The organism is Vibrio sp. F13, from assembly GCF_020806305.2.
Classification (GTDB): domain Bacteria; phylum Pseudomonadota; class Gammaproteobacteria; order Enterobacterales; family Vibrionaceae; genus Vibrio; species Vibrio crassostreae_C.
In genome coordinates, this window is record NZ_CP170175.1 from 1,407,002 (window position 1) to 1,431,246 (window position 24,245).

Annotated in this window: 7 protein-coding genes, 3 tRNA genes and 8 rRNA genes; all 18 read right to left on the reverse strand. The window is 47.1% G+C overall.

Annotated elements, in window-relative coordinates:
• Positions 1 to 113 precede the first annotated feature (113 nt).
• Positions 114 to 3,007, reverse strand: a 23S ribosomal RNA gene (locus LMH68_RS06300).
• A 333-nt stretch (positions 3,008 to 3,340) separates the two neighbouring features.
• Positions 3,341 to 3,416, reverse strand: a tRNA-Ala gene (locus tag LMH68_RS06305).
• Positions 3,417 to 3,437: 21 nt separating this feature from the next.
• Positions 3,438 to 3,514 (reverse strand) — tRNA-Ile (locus LMH68_RS06310).
• A 67-nt stretch (positions 3,515 to 3,581) separates the two neighbouring features.
• Positions 3,582 to 5,136 (reverse strand): 16S ribosomal RNA (locus LMH68_RS06315).
• Between the two features lie 424 nt (positions 5,137 to 5,560).
• Positions 5,561 to 5,676: ribosomal RNA gene (rrf, locus tag LMH68_RS06320) — 5S ribosomal RNA — on the reverse strand.
• A gap of 135 nt (positions 5,677 to 5,811) precedes the next feature.
• A 23S ribosomal RNA gene (locus LMH68_RS06325) occupies positions 5,812 to 8,705 on the reverse strand.
• Between the two features lie 436 nt (positions 8,706 to 9,141).
• Positions 9,142 to 10,696 (reverse strand): 16S ribosomal RNA (locus LMH68_RS06330).
• 458 nt (positions 10,697 to 11,154) lie between these two features.
• Positions 11,155 to 11,270: ribosomal RNA gene (gene rrf, locus LMH68_RS06335) — 5S ribosomal RNA — on the reverse strand.
• 137 nt (positions 11,271 to 11,407) lie between these two features.
• A 23S ribosomal RNA gene (locus LMH68_RS06340) occupies positions 11,408 to 14,301 on the reverse strand.
• A 385-nt stretch (positions 14,302 to 14,686) separates the two neighbouring features.
• Positions 14,687 to 14,762 (reverse strand) — tRNA-Glu (locus LMH68_RS06345).
• 64 nt (positions 14,763 to 14,826) lie between these two features.
• Positions 14,827 to 16,381: ribosomal RNA gene (locus LMH68_RS06350) — 16S ribosomal RNA — on the reverse strand.
• Together the 16S, 23S and 5S rRNA genes with 3 tRNA genes alongside form the textbook arrangement of a ribosomal RNA operon.
• A 675-nt stretch (positions 16,382 to 17,056) precedes the next feature.
• Positions 17,057 to 17,833 carry a phosphoadenylyl-sulfate reductase gene (locus LMH68_RS06355; protein ID WP_017059954.1) on the reverse strand — a complete coding sequence of 259 codons (777 nt, stop codon included), beginning with the start codon at positions 17,831 to 17,833 and terminating at the stop codon, positions 17,057 to 17,059.
• A complete protein-coding gene (gene cysI, locus LMH68_RS06360; RefSeq protein WP_136974912.1) occupies positions 17,826 to 19,553 on the reverse strand; it encodes an assimilatory sulfite reductase (NADPH) hemoprotein subunit in 1,728 nt (575 codons plus the stop codon). The genes LMH68_RS06355 and cysI overlap by 8 nt, the downstream gene beginning before the upstream one ends.
• Complete coding sequence (locus tag LMH68_RS06365; RefSeq protein WP_017059952.1) at positions 19,553 to 21,418, reverse strand: assimilatory sulfite reductase (NADPH) flavoprotein subunit; 1,866 nt, start codon at positions 21,416 to 21,418, stop codon at positions 19,553 to 19,555. The genes cysI and LMH68_RS06365 overlap by 1 nt, the downstream gene beginning before the upstream one ends.
• Before the next feature lie 123 nt (positions 21,419 to 21,541).
• Complete coding sequence (locus LMH68_RS06370) at positions 21,542 to 21,772, reverse strand: hypothetical protein (RefSeq protein ID WP_004735813.1); 231 nt, start codon at positions 21,770 to 21,772, stop codon at positions 21,542 to 21,544.
• A 192-nt stretch (positions 21,773 to 21,964) separates the two neighbouring features.
• The gene (locus LMH68_RS06375) at positions 21,965 to 22,636 is read right to left on the reverse strand and encodes a TIGR04219 family outer membrane beta-barrel protein (RefSeq protein ID WP_102333451.1); all 672 of its coding nucleotides are present in this window, start codon (positions 22,634 to 22,636) and stop codon (positions 21,965 to 21,967) included.
• A gap of 135 nt (positions 22,637 to 22,771) precedes the next feature.
• On the reverse strand, positions 22,772 to 22,993 hold the full coding sequence (gene pspG, locus LMH68_RS06380) for an envelope stress response protein PspG (RefSeq protein WP_017059950.1): 222 nt from the start codon (positions 22,991 to 22,993) through the stop codon (positions 22,772 to 22,774).
• A 206-nt stretch (positions 22,994 to 23,199) separates the two neighbouring features.
• Complete coding sequence (gene dusA, locus LMH68_RS06385) at positions 23,200 to 24,204, reverse strand: tRNA dihydrouridine(20/20a) synthase DusA (RefSeq protein WP_019822275.1); 1,005 nt, start codon at positions 24,202 to 24,204, stop codon at positions 23,200 to 23,202.
• Positions 24,205 to 24,245 lie beyond the last annotated feature (41 nt).

The window sequence follows — 24,245 nt, forward strand, 5'->3', positions numbered from 1 at the left end:
AATTTTAAAATTCGGAAAGCTGCTTCTCTATCTAATAGAGCTATAAAAGTATCTCTTCAAACTCATTCAAGGTCTGGTCTTTCTTTGAGTCCACAAAACCCCTTGGGTGTTGTATGGTTAAGCCTCACGGGCAATTAGTACAGGTTAGCTCAATGCCTCGCAGCACTTACACACCCTGCCTATCAACGTCGTAGTCTACGACAACCCTTTAGGACACTTATAGTGCCAGGGAAAACTCATCTCAAGGCTCGCTTCCCGCTTAGATGCTTTCAGCGGTTATCGATTCCGAACTTAGCTACCGGGCAATGCCATTGGCATGACAACCCGAACACCAGAGGTTCGTCCACTCCGGTCCTCTCGTACTAGGAGCAGCCCCTTTCAATTTTCCAACGCCCACGGCAGATAGGGACCGAACTGTCTCACGACGTTCTAAACCCAGCTCGCGTACCACTTTAAATGGCGAACAGCCATACCCTTGGGACCGACTTCAGCCCCAGGATGTGATGAGCCGACATCGAGGTGCCAAACACCGCCGTCGATATGAACTCTTGGGCGGTATCAGCCTGTTATCCCCGGAGTACCTTTTATCCGTTGAGCGATGGCCCTTCCATTCAGAACCACCGGATCACTATGACCTGCTTTCGCACCTGCTCGAATTGTCATTCTCGCAGTCAAGCGGGCTTATGCCATTGCACTAACCACACGATGTCCAACCGTGTTTAGCCCACCTTCGTGCTCCTCCGTTACTCTTTGGGAGGAGACCGCCCCAGTCAAACTACCCACCAGGCACTGTCCGTAATCCCGATTCAGGGACCAACGTTAGAACATCAAAACTACAAGGGTGGTATTTCAAGGACGACTCCACCACATCTAGCGACGCGGTTTCAAAGTCTCCCACCTATCCTACACATGTAGGTTCAATGTTCAGTGCCAAGCTGTAGTAAAGGTTCACGGGGTCTTTCCGTCTAGCCGCGGGTACACTGCATCTTCACAGCGATTTCAATTTCACTGAGTCTCGGGTGGAGACAGCGTGGCCATCATTACGCCATTCGTGCAGGTCGGAACTTACCCGACAAGGAATTTCGCTACCTTAGGACCGTTATAGTTACGGCCGCCGTTTACCGGGGCTTCGATCAAGAGCTTCGACCGAAGTCTAACCCCATCAATTAACCTTCCGGCACCGGGCAGGCGTCACACCGTATACGTCATCTTACGATTTTGCACAGTGCTGTGTTTTTAATAAACAGTTGCAGCCACCTGGTATCTGCGACTCTCGTCTGCTCCATCCGCAAGGGACTTCACTGATAAGAGCGTACCTTCTCCCGAAGTTACGGTACCATTTTGCCTAGTTCCTTCACCCGAGTTCTCTCAAGCGCCTTGGTATTCTCTACCCGACCACCTGTGTCGGTTTGGGGTACGATTCCTTACAATCTGAAGCTTAGAGGCTTTTCCTGGAAGCATGGCATCAATGACTTCACTACCGTAGTAGCTCGACATCGTATCTCAGCGTTAATAGCGGTCCGGATTTACCTAAACCACCCGCCTACGTACTTGAACCTGGACAACCGTCGCCAGGCCCACCTAGCCTTCTCCGTCCCCCCATCGCAATTGTAAGAAGTACGGGAATATTAACCCGTTTCCCATCGACTACGCCTTTCGGCCTCGCCTTAGGAGTCGACTTACCCTGCCCCGATTAACGTTGGACAGGAACCCTTGGTCTTCCGGCGAGGGAGTTTTTCACTCCCTTTATCGTTACTCATGTCAGCATTCGCACTTCTGATACCTCCAGCAGCCCTTACAGACCACCTTCAACGGCTTACAGAACGCTCCCCTACCCCACATACCCTAAGGTACGTAGCCGCAGCTTCGGTGTATAGCTTAGCCCCGTTACATCTTCCGCGCAGGCCGACTCGACCAGTGAGCTATTACGCTTTCTTTAAATGATGGCTGCTTCTAAGCCAACATCCTGGCTGTCTGAGCCTTCCCACATCGTTTCCCACTTAGCTATACTTTGGGACCTTAGCTGGCGGTCTGGGTTGTTTCCCTCTCCACGACGGACGTTAGCACCCGCCGTGTGTCTCCCGGATAGTACTTACTGGTATTCGGAGTTTGCAAAGGGTTGGTAAGTCGGGATGACCCCCTAGCCTTAACAGTGCTCTACCCCCAGTAGTATTCGTCCGAGGCGCTACCTAAATAGCTTTCGGGGAGAACCAGCTATCTCCAGGTTTGATTGGCCTTTCACCCCTAGCCACAAGTCATCCGCTAATTTTTCAACATTAGTCGGTTCGGTCCTCCAGTTGATGTTACTCAACCTTCAACCTGCCCATGGCTAGATCACCTGGTTTCGGGTCTAATCCTAGCAACTGTACGCCCAGTTAAGACTCGGTTTCCCTACGGCTCCCCTAAACGGTTAACCTTGCTACTAAAATTAAGTCGCTGACCCATTATACAAAAGGTACGCAGTCACACCACGAAGGTGCTCCTACTGCTTGTACGTACACGGTTTCAGGTTCTATTTCACTCCCCTCACAGGGGTTCTTTTCGCCTTTCCCTCACGGTACTGGTTCACTATCGGTCAGTCAGTAGTATTTAGCCTTGGAGGATGGTCCCCCCATATTCAGACAGGATATCACGTGTCCCGCCCTACTCGTTTTCACTGATTATGATGTGTCGGTTACGGGGCTATCACCCTTTACTGCGAGACTTTCCAGACTCTTCACCTGCATCATTAAAAGCTTAAGGGCTAATCCAATTTCGCTCGCCGCTACTTTCGGAATCTCGGTTGATTTCTCTTCCTCGGGGTACTTAGATGTTTCAGTTCCCCCGGTTTGCCTCCTGTTGCTATGTATTCACAACAGGATACTTACTTATGTAAGTGGGTTTCCCCATTCAGGAATCCCAGACTCAAAAGGTTATTACTACCTAATCTGGGCTTATCGCAAGTTATTACGCCTTTCATCGCCTCTGACTGCCAAGGCATCCACCGTGTACGCTTAGTCACTTAACCATACAACCCGAAAGGGTTTCTATTTGCTTTCACTTTAAAAAGTGAAGACAAATAAGCGTATGGCAACTAACCAAGGTTTTTGGTTGTCATCAAGAAGGGTTAATTCTCAATGACTGTTTGCCGGACTCAATTGTGATTCAAACAAGTTTGAATCGAATACAAGACACTTGAATGTGTTTGTTGTGTTTATCTAATGAAAGATAAACATTGAGAACTTTTAAATTTGATTGAATTACTCGTAAGTAAATCAATCAGTCAGCTTTCCAAATTGTTAAAGAGCTAGATTTCTTTCGAAACCATTTTTAAATATTTTCAGATAAAAACACTTAAAGATGGTGGAGCTATGCGGGATCGAACCGCAGACCTCCTGCGTGCAAGGCAGGCGCTCTCCCAGCTGAGCTATAGCCCCATCTTTGTATCTAGTCGATATTGGTGGGTCTGAGTGGACTCGAACCACCGACCTCCCGCTTATCAGGCGAGCGCTCTAACCAGCTGAGCTACAGACCCAATATCGTCTCTTAACTTTTCTAAACCTAATCAATCTGTGTGGGCACTCATCGTGACTATCTTCGTATAAGGAGGTGATCCAGCCCCAGGTTCCCCTAGGGCTACCTTGTTACGACTTCACCCCAGTCATGAACCACAAAGTGGTGAGCGTCCTCCCCGAAAGGTTAAACTACTCACTTCTTTTGCAGCCCACTCCCATGGTGTGACGGGCGGTGTGTACAAGGCCCGGGAACGTATTCACCGTGACATTCTGATTCACGATTACTAGCGATTCCGACTTCATGGAGTCGAGTTGCAGACTCCAATCCGGACTACGACGCACTTTTTGGGATTCGCTCACTATCGCTAGCTTGCTGCCCTCTGTATGCGCCATTGTAGCACGTGTGTAGCCCTACTCGTAAGGGCCATGATGACTTGACGTCGTCCCCACCTTCCTCCGGTTTATCACCGGCAGTCTCCCTGGAGTTCCCGACATTACTCGCTGGCAAACAAGGATAAGGGTTGCGCTCGTTGCGGGACTTAACCCAACATTTCACAACACGAGCTGACGACAGCCATGCAGCACCTGTCTCAGAGCTCCCGAAGGCACACCTGCGTCTCCGCTGGCTTCTCTGGATGTCAAGAGTAGGTAAGGTTCTTCGCGTTGCATCGAATTAAACCACATGCTCCACCGCTTGTGCGGGCCCCCGTCAATTCATTTGAGTTTTAATCTTGCGACCGTACTCCCCAGGCGGTCTACTTAACGCGTTAGCTCCGAAAGCCACGGCTCAAGGCCACAACCTCCAAGTAGACATCGTTTACGGCGTGGACTACCAGGGTATCTAATCCTGTTTGCTCCCCACGCTTTCGCATCTGAGTGTCAGTATCTGTCCAGGGGGCCGCCTTCGCCACTGGTATTCCTTCAGATCTCTACGCATTTCACCGCTACACCTGAAATTCTACCCCCCTCTACAGTACTCTAGTTCACCAGTTTCAAATGCAGTTCCGAGGTTGAGCCCCGGGCTTTCACATCTGACTTAATGAACCACCTGCATGCGCTTTACGCCCAGTAATTCCGATTAACGCTCGCACCCTCCGTATTACCGCGGCTGCTGGCACGGAGTTAGCCGGTGCTTCTTCTGTTGCTAACGTCAAGAGACAGCGCTATTAACACTACCCCCTTCCTCACAACTGAAAGTACTTTACAACCCGAAGGCCTTCTTCATACACGCGGCATGGCTGCATCAGGCTTTCGCCCATTGTGCAATATTCCCCACTGCTGCCTCCCGTAGGAGTCTGGACCGTGTCTCAGTTCCAGTGTGGCTGATCATCCTCTCAGACCAGCTAGGGATCGTCGCCTTGGTGAGCCATTACCTCACCAACTAGCTAATCCCACCTAGGCATATCTTGACGCGAGAGGTCCGAAGATCCCCCTCTTTGGCCCGTAGGCATTATGCGGTATTAGCCATCGTTTCCAATGGTTATCCCCCACATCAAGGCAATTTCCTAGGCATTACTCACCCGTCCGCCGCTCGACGCCCATTAACGCACCCGAAGGATTGTTAGTGTCGTTTCCGCTCGACTTGCATGTGTTAGGCCTGCCGCCAGCGTTCAATCTGAGCCATGATCAAACTCTTCAATTTAAGATTTTGTCGGCTCAATGAATACTGACTTCAAAACTACAAAAAGTAATTCTAAAGCTATTATCTTTCCAACAGAAAGATAATGAATTGACTGTGCCAAATACCTTCTTTCTACAAGAGAAAGTAGTTATTCGTATTGGTCACTCAGTTCATTGAAACCAAATTTGATTCCGAGGAATCTGTTTTACTTCTCTTTAAAAAGGGAAGATAAAACGTTTTGATATTCATCAACGAGTGCCCACACAGATTGATAGGTTTAAATTGTTAAAGAGCTTGTTCTCTAAAAAGAGAACGCTTTCAGTGCCTTAGCACTTAAGCAGGACGCGTATAATACGCTTTCTACTTTGAAAGTCAACATAAAATACTAAGAAAACTCAGAACTCTATGGTGACTTGTCTATTTAATAGACAAAGTCGAATTTAAAGCCTGGCGATGTCCTACTCTCACATGGGGAAGCCCCACACTACCATCGGCGCTATTGTGTTTCACTTCTGAGTTCGGCATGGAATCAGGTGGGTCCACAATGCTATGGTCGCCAAGCAAATTTTGCTTTTACTTTCAGCTTTTTTAAAAACTGAAGGCAAAATAATCTGGAAAACTGATTTAAAAGTCTCTTTCAAACTCATTCAAGCGTTTGGTATTTCTATTGAGTCCACAAAACCCCTTGGGTGTTGTATGGTTAAGCCTCACGGGCAATTAGTACAGGTTAGCTCAATGCCTCGCAGCACTTACACACCCTGCCTATCAACGTCGTAGTCTACGACAACCCTTTAGGACGCTTATAGCGCCAGGGAAAACTCATCTCAAGGCTCGCTTCCCGCTTAGATGCTTTCAGCGGTTATCGATTCCGAACTTAGCTACCGGGCAATGCCATTGGCATGACAACCCGAACACCAGAGGTTCGTCCACTCCGGTCCTCTCGTACTAGGAGCAGCCCCTTTCAATTTTCCAACGCCCACGGCAGATAGGGACCGAACTGTCTCACGACGTTCTAAACCCAGCTCGCGTACCACTTTAAATGGCGAACAGCCATACCCTTGGGACCGACTTCAGCCCCAGGATGTGATGAGCCGACATCGAGGTGCCAAACACCGCCGTCGATATGAACTCTTGGGCGGTATCAGCCTGTTATCCCCGGAGTACCTTTTATCCGTTGAGCGATGGCCCTTCCATTCAGAACCACCGGATCACTATGACCTGCTTTCGCACCTGCTCGAATTGTCATTCTCGCAGTCAAGCGGGCTTATGCCATTGCACTAACCACACGATGTCCAACCGTGTTTAGCCCACCTTCGTGCTCCTCCGTTACTCTTTGGGAGGAGACCGCCCCAGTCAAACTACCCACCAGGCACTGTCCGTAATCCCGATTCAGGGACCAACGTTAGAACATCAAAACTACAAGGGTGGTATTTCAAGGACGACTCCACCACATCTAGCGACGCGGTTTCAAAGTCTCCCACCTATCCTACACATGTAGGTTCAATGTTCAGTGCCAAGCTGTAGTAAAGGTTCACGGGGTCTTTCCGTCTAGCCGCGGGTACACTGCATCTTCACAGCGATTTCAATTTCACTGAGTCTCGGGTGGAGACAGCGTGGCCATCATTACGCCATTCGTGCAGGTCGGAACTTACCCGACAAGGAATTTCGCTACCTTAGGACCGTTATAGTTACGGCCGCCGTTTACCGGGGCTTCGATCAAGAGCTTCGACCGAAGTCTAACCCCATCAATTAACCTTCCGGCACCGGGCAGGCGTCACACCGTATACGTCATCTTACGATTTTGCACAGTGCTGTGTTTTTAATAAACAGTTGCAGCCACCTGGTATCTGCGACTCTCGTCTGCTCCATCCGCAAGGGACTTCACTGATAAGAGCGTACCTTCTCCCGAAGTTACGGTACCATTTTGCCTAGTTCCTTCACCCGAGTTCTCTCAAGCGCCTTGGTATTCTCTACCCGACCACCTGTGTCGGTTTGGGGTACGATTCCTTACAATCTGAAGCTTAGAGGCTTTTCCTGGAAGCATGGCATCAATGACTTCACTACCGTAGTAGCTCGACATCGTATCTCAGCGTTAATAGCGGTCCGGATTTACCTAAACCACCCGCCTACGTACTTGAACCTGGACAACCGTCGCCAGGCCCACCTAGCCTTCTCCGTCCCCCCATCGCAATTGTAAGAAGTACGGGAATATTAACCCGTTTCCCATCGACTACGCCTTTCGGCCTCGCCTTAGGAGTCGACTTACCCTGCCCCGATTAACGTTGGACAGGAACCCTTGGTCTTCCGGCGAGGGAGTTTTTCACTCCCTTTATCGTTACTCATGTCAGCATTCGCACTTCTGATACCTCCAGCAGCCCTTACAGACCACCTTCAACGGCTTACAGAACGCTCCCCTACCCCACGTACCCTAAGGTACGTAGCCGCAGCTTCGGTGTATAGCTTAGCCCCGTTACATCTTCCGCGCAGGCCGACTCGACCAGTGAGCTATTACGCTTTCTTTAAATGATGGCTGCTTCTAAGCCAACATCCTGGCTGTCTGAGCCTTCCCACATCGTTTCCCACTTAGCTATACTTTGGGACCTTAGCTGGCGGTCTGGGTTGTTTCCCTCTCCACGACGGACGTTAGCACCCGCCGTGTGTCTCCCGGATAGTACTTACTGGTATTCGGAGTTTGCAAAGGGTTGGTAAGTCGGGATGACCCCCTAGCCTTAACAGTGCTCTACCCCCAGTAGTATTCGTCCGAGGCGCTACCTAAATAGCTTTCGGGGAGAACCAGCTATCTCCAGGTTTGATTGGCCTTTCACCCCTAGCCACAAGTCATCCGCTAATTTTTCAACATTAGTCGGTTCGGTCCTCCAGTTGATGTTACTCAACCTTCAACCTGCCCATGGCTAGATCACCTGGTTTCGGGTCTAATCCTAGCAACTGTACGCCCAGTTAAGACTCGGTTTCCCTACGGCTCCCCTAAACGGTTAACCTTGCTACTAAAATTAAGTCGCTGACCCATTATACAAAAGGTACGCAGTCACACCACGAAGGTGCTCCTACTGCTTGTACGTACACGGTTTCAGGTTCTATTTCACTCCCCTCACAGGGGTTCTTTTCGCCTTTCCCTCACGGTACTGGTTCACTATCGGTCAGTCAGTAGTATTTAGCCTTGGAGGATGGTCCCCCCATATTCAGACAGGATATCACGTGTCCCGCCCTACTCGTTTTCACTGATTATGATGTGTCGGTTACGGGGCTATCACCCTTTACTGCGAGACTTTCCAGACTCTTCACCTGCATCATTAAAAGCTTAAGGGCTAATCCAATTTCGCTCGCCGCTACTTTCGGAATCTCGGTTGATTTCTCTTCCTCGGGGTACTTAGATGTTTCAGTTCCCCCGGTTTGCCTCCTGTTGCTATGTATTCACAACAGGATACTTACTTATGTAAGTGGGTTTCCCCATTCAGGAATCCCAGACTCAAAAGGTTATTACTACCTAATCTGGGCTTATCGCAAGTTATTACGCCTTTCATCGCCTCTGACTGCCAAGGCATCCACCGTGTACGCTTAGTCACTTAACCATACAACCCGAAAGGGTTTCTATTTGCTTTCACTTTAAAAAGTGAAGACAAATAATCGTATGGCAACTAACCAAGGTTTTTGGTTGTCATTAAGAAGGGTTAATTCTCAATGACTGTTTGCCGGACTCAATTTCGATTCAAACTAAGTTTGAATCACTCTTTATTTCCACTTTTAAAAAGTGAAGACAAAAAGCCAAGACACTTGAATGTGTTTGTTGTGTTTATACCGTTCTTATTAACTAAGAGCAGATAAACATTGAGAACTTTTAAATTTGATTGAATTACTCGTAAGTAATCAATCAGTCAGCTTTCCAAATTGTTAAAGAGCATAAAGCAAAAAGCTTTAATCAATAACTTACGTTATTAATTAAAGCTCTGGCTTTAACTAAATCTAAACCATCAATCTGTGTGGGTACTCATCAAAGATATCTTCGTATAAGGAGGTGATCCAGCCCCAGGTTCCCCTAGGGCTACCTTGTTACGACTTCACCCCAGTCATGAACCACAAAGTGGTGAGCGTCCTCCCCGAAAGGTTAAACTACCCACTTCTTTTGCAGCCCACTCCCATGGTGTGACGGGCGGTGTGTACAAGGCCCGGGAACGTATTCACCGTGACATTCTGATTCACGATTACTAGCGATTCCGACTTCATGGAGTCGAGTTGCAGACTCCAATCCGGACTACGACGCACTTTTTGGGATTCGCTCACTATCGCTAGCTTGCTGCCCTCTGTATGCGCCATTGTAGCACGTGTGTAGCCCTACTCGTAAGGGCCATGATGACTTGACGTCGTCCCCACCTTCCTCCGGTTTATCACCGGCAGTCTCCCTGGAGTTCCCGACATTACTCGCTGGCAAACAAGGATAAGGGTTGCGCTCGTTGCGGGACTTAACCCAACATTTCACAACACGAGCTGACGACAGCCATGCAGCACCTGTCTCAGAGCTCCCGAAGGCACTCCTGCGTCTCCGCTGGATTCTCTGGATGTCAAGAGTAGGTAAGGTTCTTCGCGTTGCATCGAATTAAACCACATGCTCCACCGCTTGTGCGGGCCCCCGTCAATTCATTTGAGTTTTAATCTTGCGACCGTACTCCCCAGGCGGTCTACTTAACGCGTTAGCTCCGAAAGCCACGGCTCAAGGCCACAACCTCCAAGTAGACATCGTTTACGGCGTGGACTACCAGGGTATCTAATCCTGTTTGCTCCCCACGCTTTCGCATCTGAGTGTCAGTATCTGTCCAGGGGGCCGCCTTCGCCACTGGTATTCCTTCAGATCTCTACGCATTTCACCGCTACACCTGAAATTCTACCCCCCTCTACAGTACTCTAGTTCACCAGTTTCAAATGCAGTTCCGAGGTTGAGCCCCGGGCTTTCACATCTGACTTAATGAACCACCTGCATGCGCTTTACGCCCAGTAATTCCGATTAACGCTCGCACCCTCCGTATTACCGCGGCTGCTGGCACGGAGTTAGCCGGTGCTTCTTCTGTTGCTAACGTCAAGAGATAGCGCTATTAACGCTACCCCCTTCCTCACAACTGAAAGTACTTTACAACCCGAAGGCCTTCTTCATACACGCGGCATGGCTGCATCAGGCTTTCGCCCATTGTGCAATATTCCCCACTGCTGCCTCCCGTAGGAGTCTGGACCGTGTCTCAGTTCCAGTGTGGCTGATCATCCTCTCAGACCAGCTAGGGATCGTCGCCTTGGTGAGCCATTACCTCACCAACTAGCTAATCCCACCTAGGCATATCTTGACGCGAGAGGCCCGAAGGTCCCCCTCTTTGGCCCGTAGGCATTATGCGGTATTAGCCATCGTTTCCAATGGTTATCCCCCACATCAAGGCAATTTCCTAGGCATTACTCACCCGTCCGCCGCTCGACGCCCTTAACGTTCCCCGAAGGTTCAGTTAAGTCGTTTCCGCTCGACTTGCATGTGTTAGGCCTGCCGCCAGCGTTCAATCTGAGCCATGATCAAACTCTTCAATTTAAGATTTTGTGACTCAACGAATACTGACTTCAAAACTAATATTTACCGAAGTAAACATGTAATTCTAAAGCTATTACCCCTCTCTTCTTAAATAAATAGGAACAGAATGGTAATGAATTGACTGTGCCGAATAACTACAAGTAGTTAAACGTATTGGTCACTCAGTTCATTGAAATCAAGTTTGTTACCGAAGTAACTGTCATTACGCTCTTTCGAAAAAGAACCAATAACGTTTTGATATTCATCAACGAGTGCCCACACAGATTGATAGGTTTAAATTGTTAAAGAGCTTTGCTTTCAGTGCTTTAGCACTCAAGCAGGACGCGTATAATACGCTTTCCACTTTGAAAGTCAACATAAAATACTAAGAAAACTTAGAACTCTATGGTGACTTGTCTACTTAATAGACAAAGTCGAACTTTTGTCTTCACTTTTAAAAAAGTGAAAATAAATTTAAAGCCTGGCGATGTCCTACTCTCACATGGGGAAGCCCCACACTACCATCGGCGCTATTGTGTTTCACTTCTGAGTTCGGCATGGAATCAGGTGGGTCCACAATGCTATGGTCGCCAAGCAAATTTTGCTTTTACTTTCAGCTTTTTTTAAAAACTGAAGGCAAAATAATCTGGAAAACTGATTTAAAAGTCTATCTCTTCAAACTCATTCAAGGTCTGGTCTTTCTTTGAGTCCACAAAACCCCTTGGGTGTTGTATGGTTAAGCCTCACGGGCAATTAGTACAGGTTAGCTCAATGCCTCGCAGCACTTACACACCCTGCCTATCAACGTCGTAGTCTACGACAACCCTTTAGGACACTTATAGTGCCAGGGAAAACTCATCTCAAGGCTCGCTTCCCGCTTAGATGCTTTCAGCGGTTATCGATTCCGAACTTAGCTACCGGGCAATGCCATTGGCATGACAACCCGAACACCAGAGGTTCGTCCACTCCGGTCCTCTCGTACTAGGAGCAGCCCCTTTCAATTTTCCAACGCCCACGGCAGATAGGGACCGAACTGTCTCACGACGTTCTAAACCCAGCTCGCGTACCACTTTAAATGGCGAACAGCCATACCCTTGGGACCGACTTCAGCCCCAGGATGTGATGAGCCGACATCGAGGTGCCAAACACCGCCGTCGATATGAACTCTTGGGCGGTATCAGCCTGTTATCCCCGGAGTACCTTTTATCCGTTGAGCGATGGCCCTTCCATTCAGAACCACCGGATCACTATGACCTGCTTTCGCACCTGCTCGAATTGTCATTCTCGCAGTCAAGCGGGCTTATGCCATTGCACTAACCACACGATGTCCAACCGTGTTTAGCCCACCTTCGTGCTCCTCCGTTACTCTTTGGGAGGAGACCGCCCCAGTCAAACTACCCACCAGGCACTGTCCGTAATCCCGATTCAGGGACCAACGTTAGAACATCAAAACTACAAGGGTGGTATTTCAAGGACGACTCCACCACATCTAGCGACGCGGTTTCATAGTCTCCCACCTATCCTACACATGTAGGTTCAATGTTCAGTGCCAAGCTGTAGTAAAGGTTCACGGGGTCTTTCCGTCTAGCCGCGGGTACACTGCATCTTCACAGCGATTTCAATTTCACTGAGTCTCGGGTGGAGACAGCGTGGCCATCATTACGCCATTCGTGCAGGTCGGAACTTACCCGACAAGGAATTTCGCTACCTTAGGACCGTTATAGTTACGGCCGCCGTTTACCGGGGCTTCGATCAAGAGCTTCGACCGAAGTCTAACCCCATCAATTAACCTTCCGGCACCGGGCAGGCGTCACACCGTATACGTCATCTTACGATTTTGCACAGTGCTGTGTTTTTAATAAACAGTTGCAGCCACCTGGTATCTGCGACTCTCGTCTGCTCCATCCGCAAGGGACTTCACTGATAAGAGCGTACCTTCTCCCGAAGTTACGGTACCATTTTGCCTAGTTCCTTCACCCGAGTTCTCTCAAGCGCCTTGGTATTCTCTACCCGACCACCTGTGTCGGTTTGGGGTACGATTCCTTACAATCTGAAGCTTAGAGGCTTTTCCTGGAAGCATGGCATCAATGACTTCACTACCGTAGTAGCTCGACATCGTATCTCAGCGTTAATAGCGGTCCGGATTTACCTAAACCACCCGCCTACGTACTTGAACCTGGACAACCGTCGCCAGGCCCACCTAGCCTTCTCCGTCCCCCCATCGCAATTGTAAGAAGTACGGGAATATTAACCCGTTTCCCATCGACTACGCCTTTCGGCCTCGCCTTAGGAGTCGACTTACCCTGCCCCGATTAACGTTGGACAGGAACCCTTGGTCTTCCGGCGAGGGAGTTTTTCACTCCCTTTATCGTTACTCATGTCAGCATTCGCACTTCTGATACCTCCAGCAGCCCTTACAGACCACCTTCAACGGCTTACAGAACGCTCCCCTACCCCACGCACCCTAAGGTACGTAGCCGCAGCTTCGGTGTATAGCTTAGCCCCGTTACATCTTCCGCGCAGGCCGACTCGACCAGTGAGCTATTACGCTTTCTTTAAATGATGGCTGCTTCTAAGCCAACATCCTGGCTGTCTGAGCCTTCCCACATCGTTTCCCACTTAGCTATACTTTGGGACCTTAGCTGGCGGTCTGGGTTGTTTCCCTCTCCACGACGGACGTTAGCACCCGCCGTGTGTCTCCCGGATAGTACTTACTGGTATTCGGAGTTTGCAAAGGGTTGGTAAGTCGGGATGACCCCCTAGCCTTAACAGTGCTCTACCCCCAGTAGTATTCGTCCGAGGCGCTACCTAAATAGCTTTCGGGGAGAACCAGCTATCTCCAGGTTTGATTGGCCTTTCACCCCTAGCCACAAGTCATCCGCTAATTTTTCAACATTAGTCGGTTCGGTCCTCCAGTTGATGTTACTCAACCTTCAACCTGCCCATGGCTAGATCACCTGGTTTCGGGTCTAATCCTAGCAACTGTACGCCCAGTTAAGACTCGGTTTCCCTACGGCTCCCCTAAACGGTTAACCTTGCTACTAAAATTAAGTCGCTGACCCATTATACAAAAGGTACGCAGTCACACCACGAAGGTGCTCCTACTGCTTGTACGTACACGGTTTCAGGTTCTATTTCACTCCCCTCACAGGGGTTCTTTTCGCCTTTCCCTCACGGTACTGGTTCACTATCGGTCAGTCAGTAGTATTTAGCCTTGGAGGATGGTCCCCCCATATTCAGACAGGATATCACGTGTCCCGCCCTACTCGTTTTCACTGATTATGATGTGTCGGTTACGGGGCTATCACCCTTTACTGCGAGACTTTCCAGACTCTTCACCTGCATCATTAAAAGCTTAAGGGCTAATCCAATTTCGCTCGCCGCTACTTTCGGAATCTCGGTTGATTTCTCTTCCTCGGGGTACTTAGATGTTTCAGTTCCCCCGGTTTGCCTCCTGTTGCTATGTATTCACAACAGGATACTTACTTATGTAAGTGGGTTTCCCCATTCAGGAATCCCAGACTCAAAAGGTTATTACTACCTAATCTGGGCTTATCGCAAGTTATTACGCCTTTCATCGCCTCTGACTGCCAAGGCATCCACCGTGTACGCTTAGTCACTTAACCATACAACCCGAAAGGGTTTCTATTTGCTTTCACTTTAAAAAGTGAAGACAAATAAGTGTATGGCAACTAACCAAGGTTTTTGGTTGTCATCAAGAAGGGTTAATTCTCAATGACTGTTTGCCGGACTCAATTTCGATTCAAACTAAGTTTGAATCACTCTTTATTTCCACTTTTAAAAAGTGAAGACAAAAAGCCAAGACACTTGAATGTGTTTGTTGTGTTTATACCGTTCTTATTAAATAAGAGCAGATAAACATTGAGAACTTTTAAATTTGATTAACATGACTCGTAAGTCAGTTAATCAGTCAGCTTTCCAAATTGTTAAAGAGCTTGATTCAATAAAATGAACCATTTTTAAAAACACTTAAATAAATGTGCTTAAAGATGGTATCCCGTAGGGGAGTCGAACCCCTGTTACCGCCGTGAAAGGGCGGTGTCCTAGGCCTCTAGACGAACGGGACTAGGTTACTCTTAACTGTTTAAACATATCAATCTGTGTGGGTACTCATCGTAAATATCTTCGTATAAGGAGGTGATCCAGCCCCAGGTTCCCCTAGGGCTACCTTGTTACGACTTCACCCCAGTCATGAACCACAAAGTGGTGAGCGTCCTCCCCGAAAGGTTAAACTACCCACTTCTTTTGCAGCCCACTCCCATGGTGTGACGGGCGGTGTGTACAAGGCCCGGGAACGTATTCACCGTGACATTCTGATTCACGATTACTAGCGATTCCGACTTCATGGAGTCGAGTTGCAGACTCCAATCCGGACTACGACGCACTTTTTGGGATTCGCTCACTATCGCTAGCTTGCTGCCCTCTGTATGCGCCATTGTAGCACGTGTGTAGCCCTACTCGTAAGGGCCATGATGACTTGACGTCGTCCCCACCTTCCTCCGGTTTATCACCGGCAGTCTCCCTGGAGTTCCCGACATTACTCGCTGGCAAACAAGGATAAGGGTTGCGCTCGTTGCGGGACTTAACCCAACATTTCACAACACGAGCTGACGACAGCCATGCAGCACCTGTCTCAGAGTTCCCGAAGGCACACCTGCGTCTCCGCTGGCTTCTCTGGATGTCAAGAGTAGGTAAGGTTCTTCGCGTTGCATCGAATTAAACCACATGCTCCACCGCTTGTGCGGGCCCCCGTCAATTCATTTGAGTTTTAATCTTGCGACCGTACTCCCCAGGCGGTCTACTTAACGCGTTAGCTCCGAAAGCCACGGCTCAAGGCCACAACCTCCAAGTAGACATCGTTTACGGCGTGGACTACCAGGGTATCTAATCCTGTTTGCTCCCCACGCTTTCGCATCTGAGTGTCAGTATCTGTCCAGGGGGCCGCCTTCGCCACTGGTATTCCTTCAGATCTCTACGCATTTCACCGCTACACCTGAAATTCTACCCCCCTCTACAGTACTCTAGTTCACCAGTTTCAAATGCAGTTCCGAGGTTGAGCCCCGGGCTTTCACATCTGACTTAATGAACCACCTGCATGCGCTTTACGCCCAGTAATTCCGATTAACGCTCGCACCCTCCGTATTACCGCGGCTGCTGGCACGGAGTTAGCCGGTGCTTCTTCTGTTGCTAACGTCAAGAGATAGCGCTATTAACACTACCCCCTTCCTCACAACTGAAAGTACTTTACAACCCGAAGGCCTTCTTCATACACGCGGCATGGCTGCATCAGGCTTTCGCCCATTGTGCAATATTCCCCACTGCTGCCTCCCGTAGGAGTCTGGACCGTGTCTCAGTTCCAGTGTGGCTGATCATCCTCTCAGACCAGCTAGGGATCGTCGCCTTGGTGAGCCATTACCTCACCAACTAGCTAATCCCACCTAGGCATATCTTGACGCGAGAGGCCCGAAGGTCCCCCTCTTTGGCCCGTAGGCATCATGCGGTATTAGCCATCGTTTCCAATGGTTATCCCCCACATCAAGGCAATTTCCTAGGCATTACTCACCCGTCCGCCGCTCGACGCCCATTAACGCACCCGAAGGATTGTTAGTGTCGTTTCCGCTCGACTTGCATGTGTTAGGCCTGCCGCCAGCGTTCAATCTGAGCCATGATCAAACTCTTCAATTTAAGATTTTGTCGGCTCAATGAATACTGACTTCAAAACTACTGTGTAATTTTAAAGCTATTATCTTTCCAACAGAAAGATAATGAATTGACTGTGCCAAATACTTTCTTTCTACAAGAGAAAGTAGTTATTCGTATTGGTCACTCAGTTCATTGAAACCAAAGTTGATTCCGAGGAATCTGTTTTACTTCTCTTAATTAAAAGAGAAGATAAAACGTTTTGATATTCATCAACGAGTGCCCACACAGATTGATAGGTTTAAATTGTTAAAGAGCTTCTCTTCGTTGTGACTTACATCACTTCGGAAGAGGCGGCCATTCTAGCGATTTAATTCTCAGTGTCAAACACTTATTTGGAATTAATTCCTACTTTCTAAAAGTAGAAGCGAATCATCGCTTAAAGCTAGTTGCCTTACTAACATTTCTCGCTGAAGCCTTGTGGCGTCTGCCGTGTCAGTGAGGCGGCATTATAGAGATGTTCATCACATTGGCAAGTGTTTATTAAAGAAAGATGCAAAAATAACGATTACATGGCGAATAAATACTCAAAGCCTTATTTGTGCAAGTTTAACTACAGAGTACTTACAAAATAACCACAGACTTATCCACAATTGCTCTGATTTTCATCCTAGAAAACAAAAAAGCTGCCTCATGGCAGCTTTTTAAATGGCAACGAGTCTAAATCCCAGAACCATATTGCTCTCCATCATCTTCATGGAGACCACATTCGCGTTTCAACCCATTAAAACGAGTTTCCTCTTCAGTCATACCCGGTTCCCACTTCTTAGTTGTATGTGTATCTCCAACAGAAAGGTAACCCTGCTCTCGAAGCGGGTGATAACCGAGACCATGCTCTTCTAGGTAATAGTGAACATCTTTATTCGTCCAATCGATTACCGGCAAAAATTTAAACACACCATTTTGGATAGATAAGATTGGCAAATTTGCACGCGATTGAGATTGCTCTCTTCTTAAACCGGAAAACCATGTCCCAGCCTCGAGCTCATCCAACGCTCTTCTCATCGGTTCAACTTTATTAAGCTTGTTGTACTTCTCTATCCCTTCTATACCTTGATCCCAAAGTTTTCCATATTGCGCTTCTTGCCAATTAGGGCTCTGTTGGGCGCGAAAGACTTGAAGGTTTAGAGTCAACTTCTGACTTAACTCATCAATAAAGCGATAGGTCTCCGGAAATAGATACCCTGTGTCAGTCAAAATAACCGGAATATCTGGTTTTGCTTGGGTCACTAGGTGCAACATCAATGCTGCTTGGATTCCGAAACTAGAAGACACAACATGTGTCCCTTCTAAATTATCTAAAGCCCACTTAACTCTTTCTAATGCGGTTAGCTGCTCTAACTCTGCGTTGATTTGTCCAAGACGAAGTATTTGCTCCGTCTTAGTCAATGCGAGTAGCTCTGCTAACTTCAATTTTGAAGCGACAGAATTATGCATGCAGATCCCTCTTGGAAATGATCACCTCTTCGATGATGCCAGCTCGGATTGTAAAATCACCGAACCCTTCTTTGTCGTTGCGTTCTGTAGCCCAACGTCCCACCAGCGCATCAATCTCTTCTAAGATCTGAGCTGATGTGATGTTCTCTTTATACATCTTAGGGATACGAGTTCCGGCCTTGTTGCCACCTAGGTGCATGTTGTAACGCCCCGGAGCCTTACCCACTAAACCAAGTTCAGCCAACATTGCACGACCACAACCGTTTGGACAACCTGTGATTCGAAGGATGATGTTATCTTCTTCTGGTAATCCATGTTTCTTCAGAATGTCTTCAACATCCGTTACAAACTCAGGAAGAAAACGCTCAGCTTCAGCCATTGCTAAGGGACATGTTGGGAAAGCCACACACGCCATTGAGTTTTTACGCTGCTCGGAAACGGCATCATCCATCAGACCGTATTGACGTGCCAGCTTTTCAATTTTTGCCTTTTGGCTCTTAGGTACACCTGCAACAATTAGGTTTTGGTTCGCTGTCATGCGGAAGTCACCTTTGTGGATCTTCGCTATTTCAGCAACACCTGTTTTCAGAGCTTTACCCGGAAAATCAAGTAAACGACCATTCTCGATGAATAACGCCAAGTGGTGCTTACCATCAATGCCTTCCGCCCAACCAATGCGATCACCACGGCCAGTAAACTCATAAGGACGGCTTTCAGAAAATTCTACGCCTGCACGCTTTTCTACTTCTGCTTTGAATACATCAATACCAACACGGTCTAGTGTGTATTTGGTTTTTGCATTCTTACGGTTTGAACGGTTACCCCAGTCACGCTGAGTCGTTACCACCGCCGCTGCTACATCTAACGTTTTATCTAATGGCACAAAACCAAAGTCGTCAGCTTTACGTGCATAAGTAGAGGTATCACCATGTGTCATAGCAAGACCGCCACCGACTAACACATTAAAGCCCACCAGCTTTCCGTCTTCAGCAATAGCAACAAAGTTAAGATCGTTAGCATGGACGTCCACATCATTTTGCGGAGGAATGACAACCGTCGTCTTGAACTTACGCGGTAGGTAGTTGCTACCAAGGATAGGTTCTTCATCCGTTGTTTCTAGTTTTTCACCATCTAACCAGATTTCTGCATAAGCACGAGTCTTCGGTAATAGATGTTCACTGATCTTTTTCGCCCACTCGTAAGCTTCTTGATGAAGTTCAGATTCAACCGGGTTTGTCGTACATAGAACATTTCGGTTTACATCACCCGCTGTCGCAATTGAATCAATGCCAATGCTATTTAGCGTTTGGTGCATCAACTTAATGTTCGGCTTCAAGACACCGTGGAACTGAAACGTTTGACGAGTTGTTAGACGAATTGAACCGTAAGAGGTACTTTCGTCTGCGAACTTATCAATCGCCAACCACTGCTTAGGGGTAATGATGCCACCAGGCATACGAGCACGAAGCATGACGTTATGTAACGGTTCGAGCTTTTGTTTGGTACGTTCGTTACGAATATCACGGTCGTCTTGTTGATACATACCGTGGAAACGAATCAACTGAAAGTTATCAGCAGTAAAGCCACCTGTTATGCGGTCTTGGAGATCTTGTTCAATCGTACCGCGTAGGTTATTACTTTCACGCTTAAGACGCTCATTGTCAGCCAAAGGTCCAAGTACTTGACCTAGCACTTCTTGCTCTATTACTTGCTTGCTCATTAGTACACATCCCTTTGGTAACGTTTCGCTTTACGTAAATCATTAATATATTGTTCAGCTTGCTCGCGGCTCTGGTTGCCATGCTTTTCCGCTATCGAAACTAACGCTTCATGAACATCTTTAGCCATTCGAGTCGCATCGCCACAGACATAGAGGTACGCGCCCTCTTGCAGCCATTGCCACACCTGCTCTGCTTGTTCGATTAAACGGTCCTGAACATAAACCTTTTCTTTTTGGTCACGGCTAAAGGCAACATCGAGCTTAGTTAGCGCGCCAGACTTGAGGTACTTTTGCCATTCAACTTGGTATAAGAAATCTTGAGTAAAGGTACGGTCACCAAAGAACAACCAGCTTTTTCCTTCAGCATCATTGTTTTCACGCTCTTGAACAAAACTGCGGAACGGTGCGATACCGGTACCCGGGCCGACCATGATGATTGGTGTATTGTCGTCTTGTGGTAATTTGAAGTTATTGTTGTTCTCAACAAACACCTTCACTTCACCACCCTCTTCAAGACGTTGAGCTAAGAAGCTAGAAGCTCCGCCTAAACGAGACTCTTCGCCTTTTTGGTATTCAACCAAACCAACCGTCAAGTGAACTTCTTCATCTACTTCTGCTTGGCTTGATGCAATAGAATAGAGACGCGGTGTCAGCTTACGTAACAGGCCAATTAACTCATCAGCCGATAGCTTAGTTTTCTTCTCAGCTAAAACATCGACAACTTGAGTATTACCCGCGTATTCACGAAGCTTGTCTTTATCTTCCACCAGCTTGATTAACTTCTTGCTGCCCGATAACTCAGCAAACTTAGTCACAAGTTGAGGGTTTGAAGTGGTAATCTCAAATTTACTCACTAGCGCACTATGGATAGATAGATTCTCACCATCGACATCGACACTTTCGATACCCGATAACCCAACCTTAGAAAGAATCTGATTTGCGAGTTCTGAACTGTTTTCATACCATACGCCTAGCGCATCGCCGGGTTGGTAGGTAATGCCCGACTCATCAAGATCAATCTCGATATGACGAACATCTTTACCCGAGTCACGACCCGTGATCTTTTGACTGGTTAATAGTGTCGCTGTATATGGATTTTGTTTGGTGTATTGCGAATGACCGGCAGCTGCTTGGCCTACTGGTAACTGAACGATATCAGCCTCGGCACCTGTCGATAGCGTTTCTTGAACTTGTGATAACGCTTTAGCGCGCCATTCCGTTGCTGACTCTTCGTAATCAACATCACAATCAAGGCGATCGACAAACGATTTCGCACCAAGCTTAGCGAGGAAGTTATCGAAGTCTTTAGCCGTTTGGCAGAAGAACTCATAGCTTGAGTCACCTAAACCAATCACACCGTATTGTAGGTTTGATAATTTTGGCGCTTTCTTCGATTGTAGGAATTCATGCAACTCAATAGCGTTATCAGGGGCTTCGCCCTCACCATTGGTTGAAGCCACAAAAATGACGTGTGTCTCTTTGGCTAGGTTCTTACCTTTATAATCACTTGCATCGAAAAGCTCGACAGCAATACCTAAGGCTTTTGCTTCTGCCTCTAGCGATTCAGCGACGCCTTTAGCATTACCGGTTTGAGAAGCGAAGATAATGCTGAGCTTACCCGCTGGCTTAGCCGCTACTGCAGCGGCCGCTTGAGCGATTGGCGCAGCAGCACCGACAGGCTGAGCTTGGCTCACTCCCCAAAGGTAACCACTGACCCATGCCAGTTGCTGTGAAGACAGTTCAGAAACAGTTTGCTGAAGATGACCCAATTGTTGGTCATTAAGTGGTGCTGCTAGCCCAGGTAACTCATTAGCCCCAGACTGTGCATTATTATTTTGTGAAGACTCTTTCTTATTTAAAGACATGGTCACGACATCCCTAATCATTGCGTGACGATAGATTAACCACTCCTTTTAATAACAAGAAAGAATAGAAAAGTATGTTTTATAACTTTTTGGAAGTAAAAACCGATTGAAACGCAAATTGACTTACTGGTTTTCAATACGCACTTGCTGAAAGCCAACCGCCATTGCCGATTTAGATGCTAGGTCTAAATCCGCGTAATGGCACTCTTCACCATGAACATCAGTAAGCAGAACAAAGCCACCTCCCATATGGCGAAACTCCACAACCCAAGACCCTTCTTGAATTGAGGGCTCTATGATTGCTTCAACTAACAGATTTTCTCTATATAAATTTCGTAATTCATTGAGTGTCATATTCCATCCCTTGCTTTGACCTCACTACATAGACCTTATAAGAATAGACGCAAATTGGCTCTCTGTATTAAGGATGGTCGAAAGTGATGAATGTGCTAACTAATTCCAGAAAGATATAATCAATAGATATAAAAAAACGCCACTTAATAAAGTGGCGTTCTTAAAATTCGTTCTAAATTTGCTTTATATGGCCTAGAAGCGCACTTCAGCACCAGCAAACCAACCATCGACCATGACAAAGCTCTTGCCTAGTTCTGAGCTAAAGAACTCATCCGAATCTAAATCGATAACACGGTAACCACCACGCAGGGCAATTTCAGATTCTGATACTGGAATTCGGTACTGAACACCCGCCATCAAGTCAGTGCTCTTAATACCACTGCTATCACCGAACTCCATCGTACCAATGATATCGAAGTTAGTGTCCGGCACATTGATCTCTGCGTTACCGTAGAAGCTCCACGTGAACTCATCAAACGTCGATGTTTTCGCACCTGTTGCTTTTGGTTCAATGTAATTCGAGTTTGAGTATTGAGTAAACGTCACACCCGCATCGAAGTTCATCTGCTTGTGATCTAACAACGTGTAATAGAAGGTGTAGTCGTACTTATCGAAAGCCAATGAATCTGCATCAACAGAAGTATAGCGAAAGCTAGCGTTTGGTAGCATCGGGGCATTATGCTCAAATGCGAAATACAACGAAGGTGAGTTAGAATCGTCATCTTGTCTAACTTCGTTTAGCTTTGTACTTCCCCACCACATATCGGCACCGACTTTAGCCGTGTAAGAAAACTCTTCTTCAGCAGACACTGCTGAACTTAAAGATAGCATTCCCACTAAAGCAATTAATGGCATTTTATTCATTTGAGATAGCTCCAATTCCATATCGTAGTGCTAATTGTATGCACATTCATAGATTATTGGGGAAAATTCTACCACACATCTTAAATTCTAAAACGATAAACCGCTGACGAGTAAAGATTTGACGGCACGATGACCTTAGTAACGTCTCTGGTTAGAACTGTGTACAAAATTTTTGAAAAACCACACACCGATTGCAATCACGATCAACCAAGGCAGTAACTTAAACACGACGCCCATCATACCTAAGACCAACATGACTAATAACGCCACTCCGGTTGCAGCCAATACCGTCATAAACGTAATACCAGTGACAAGTAGAGTCGCAACGAAAATAAGAACAAATATTAATTCAAACATAATGGTCTCCCTAATGAGTTAATGACCTATCTTTCCTACTTTCTAACATTGCAGCTTCCATACCAAGTATGCCAACCCTATAAAATCCTTATTTATCAGATAAATAAAAAGCCACACATCTTCATGCGTGGCTTTTCGGAAACTTATAGTGGTAAATTTAACCTCTAGTGGCGAATTTAACCTTAAGTTTTTAACTTAGAGGGAGCTTAAACATTTAGCTCTTTAGGGATCTTAGCCAATGCTGTTTGCATCACTTCAATACCTGCACCTTTCTTATGTGCGTTTTCACTGATGTAGCGACGCCATTGTCTTGCACCAGGCATGCTTTGAAACAAACCAAGCATGTGACGAGATATGTGACCTAAGCTTGCGCCATTTGAAAGTTCACGCTCGATGTACGGGTACATCTCTTCGACAACCTGTGAGCGCTTCTTAATTGGTGTGTCTAAACCAAAGATCTGTTGATCAACTTCAGCCAAAATAAATGGGCTATGGTAAGCCTCACGACCAATCATCACACCATCAAGGTGTTGCAAGTGCTCCTTAGTTTGCTCAAGAGTAGTAATGCCACCATTCACGGCAATCACCAGATCAGAGAAATCTTTCTTGATTTGGTATGCACGATCATAATCTAGCGGTGGGATCTCACGGTTCTCTTTCGGGCTAAGGCCACTCAACCACGCTTTACGCGCGTGAATAGTAAATTGCTCACAGCCACCTTTTTCAGAAACCGTCGAAACAAACTTAGTTAGAAACTCATAAGAGTCTTGGTCATCGATACCGATACGCGTTTTCACGGTAATTGGAATATCAGTGACTTCTTTCATCGCTGAAACACAATCTGCCACCAACTCGGGCTCAGCCATCAAGCATGCACCAAATCGACCATTCTGAACTCGGTCTGAAGGGCAACCTACGTTAAGATTCACTTCATCATAACCGCGTTCACCAGCAAGCTTGGCACAAGCAGCAAGATCAACCGGGTTTGAACCACCGAGTTGAAGTGCAAGAGGATGTTCTTGCTCGTTATATTCTAGGAAGTCGCCCTTACCATGTAAGATCGCGCCCGTTGTTACCATTTCCGTGTACAGAAGAGTCTGCTGAGAAAGCAAACGGTGAAAGTAACGACAGTGGCGGTCAGTCCAATCGAGCATGGGTGCAACAGAAAGTCGGTTACTAGCGTATTTACTGGTTTTATTAGTGTTTGTCATGATTCAGTCTCAATTAATACTGTACAAACATACAGTGAATT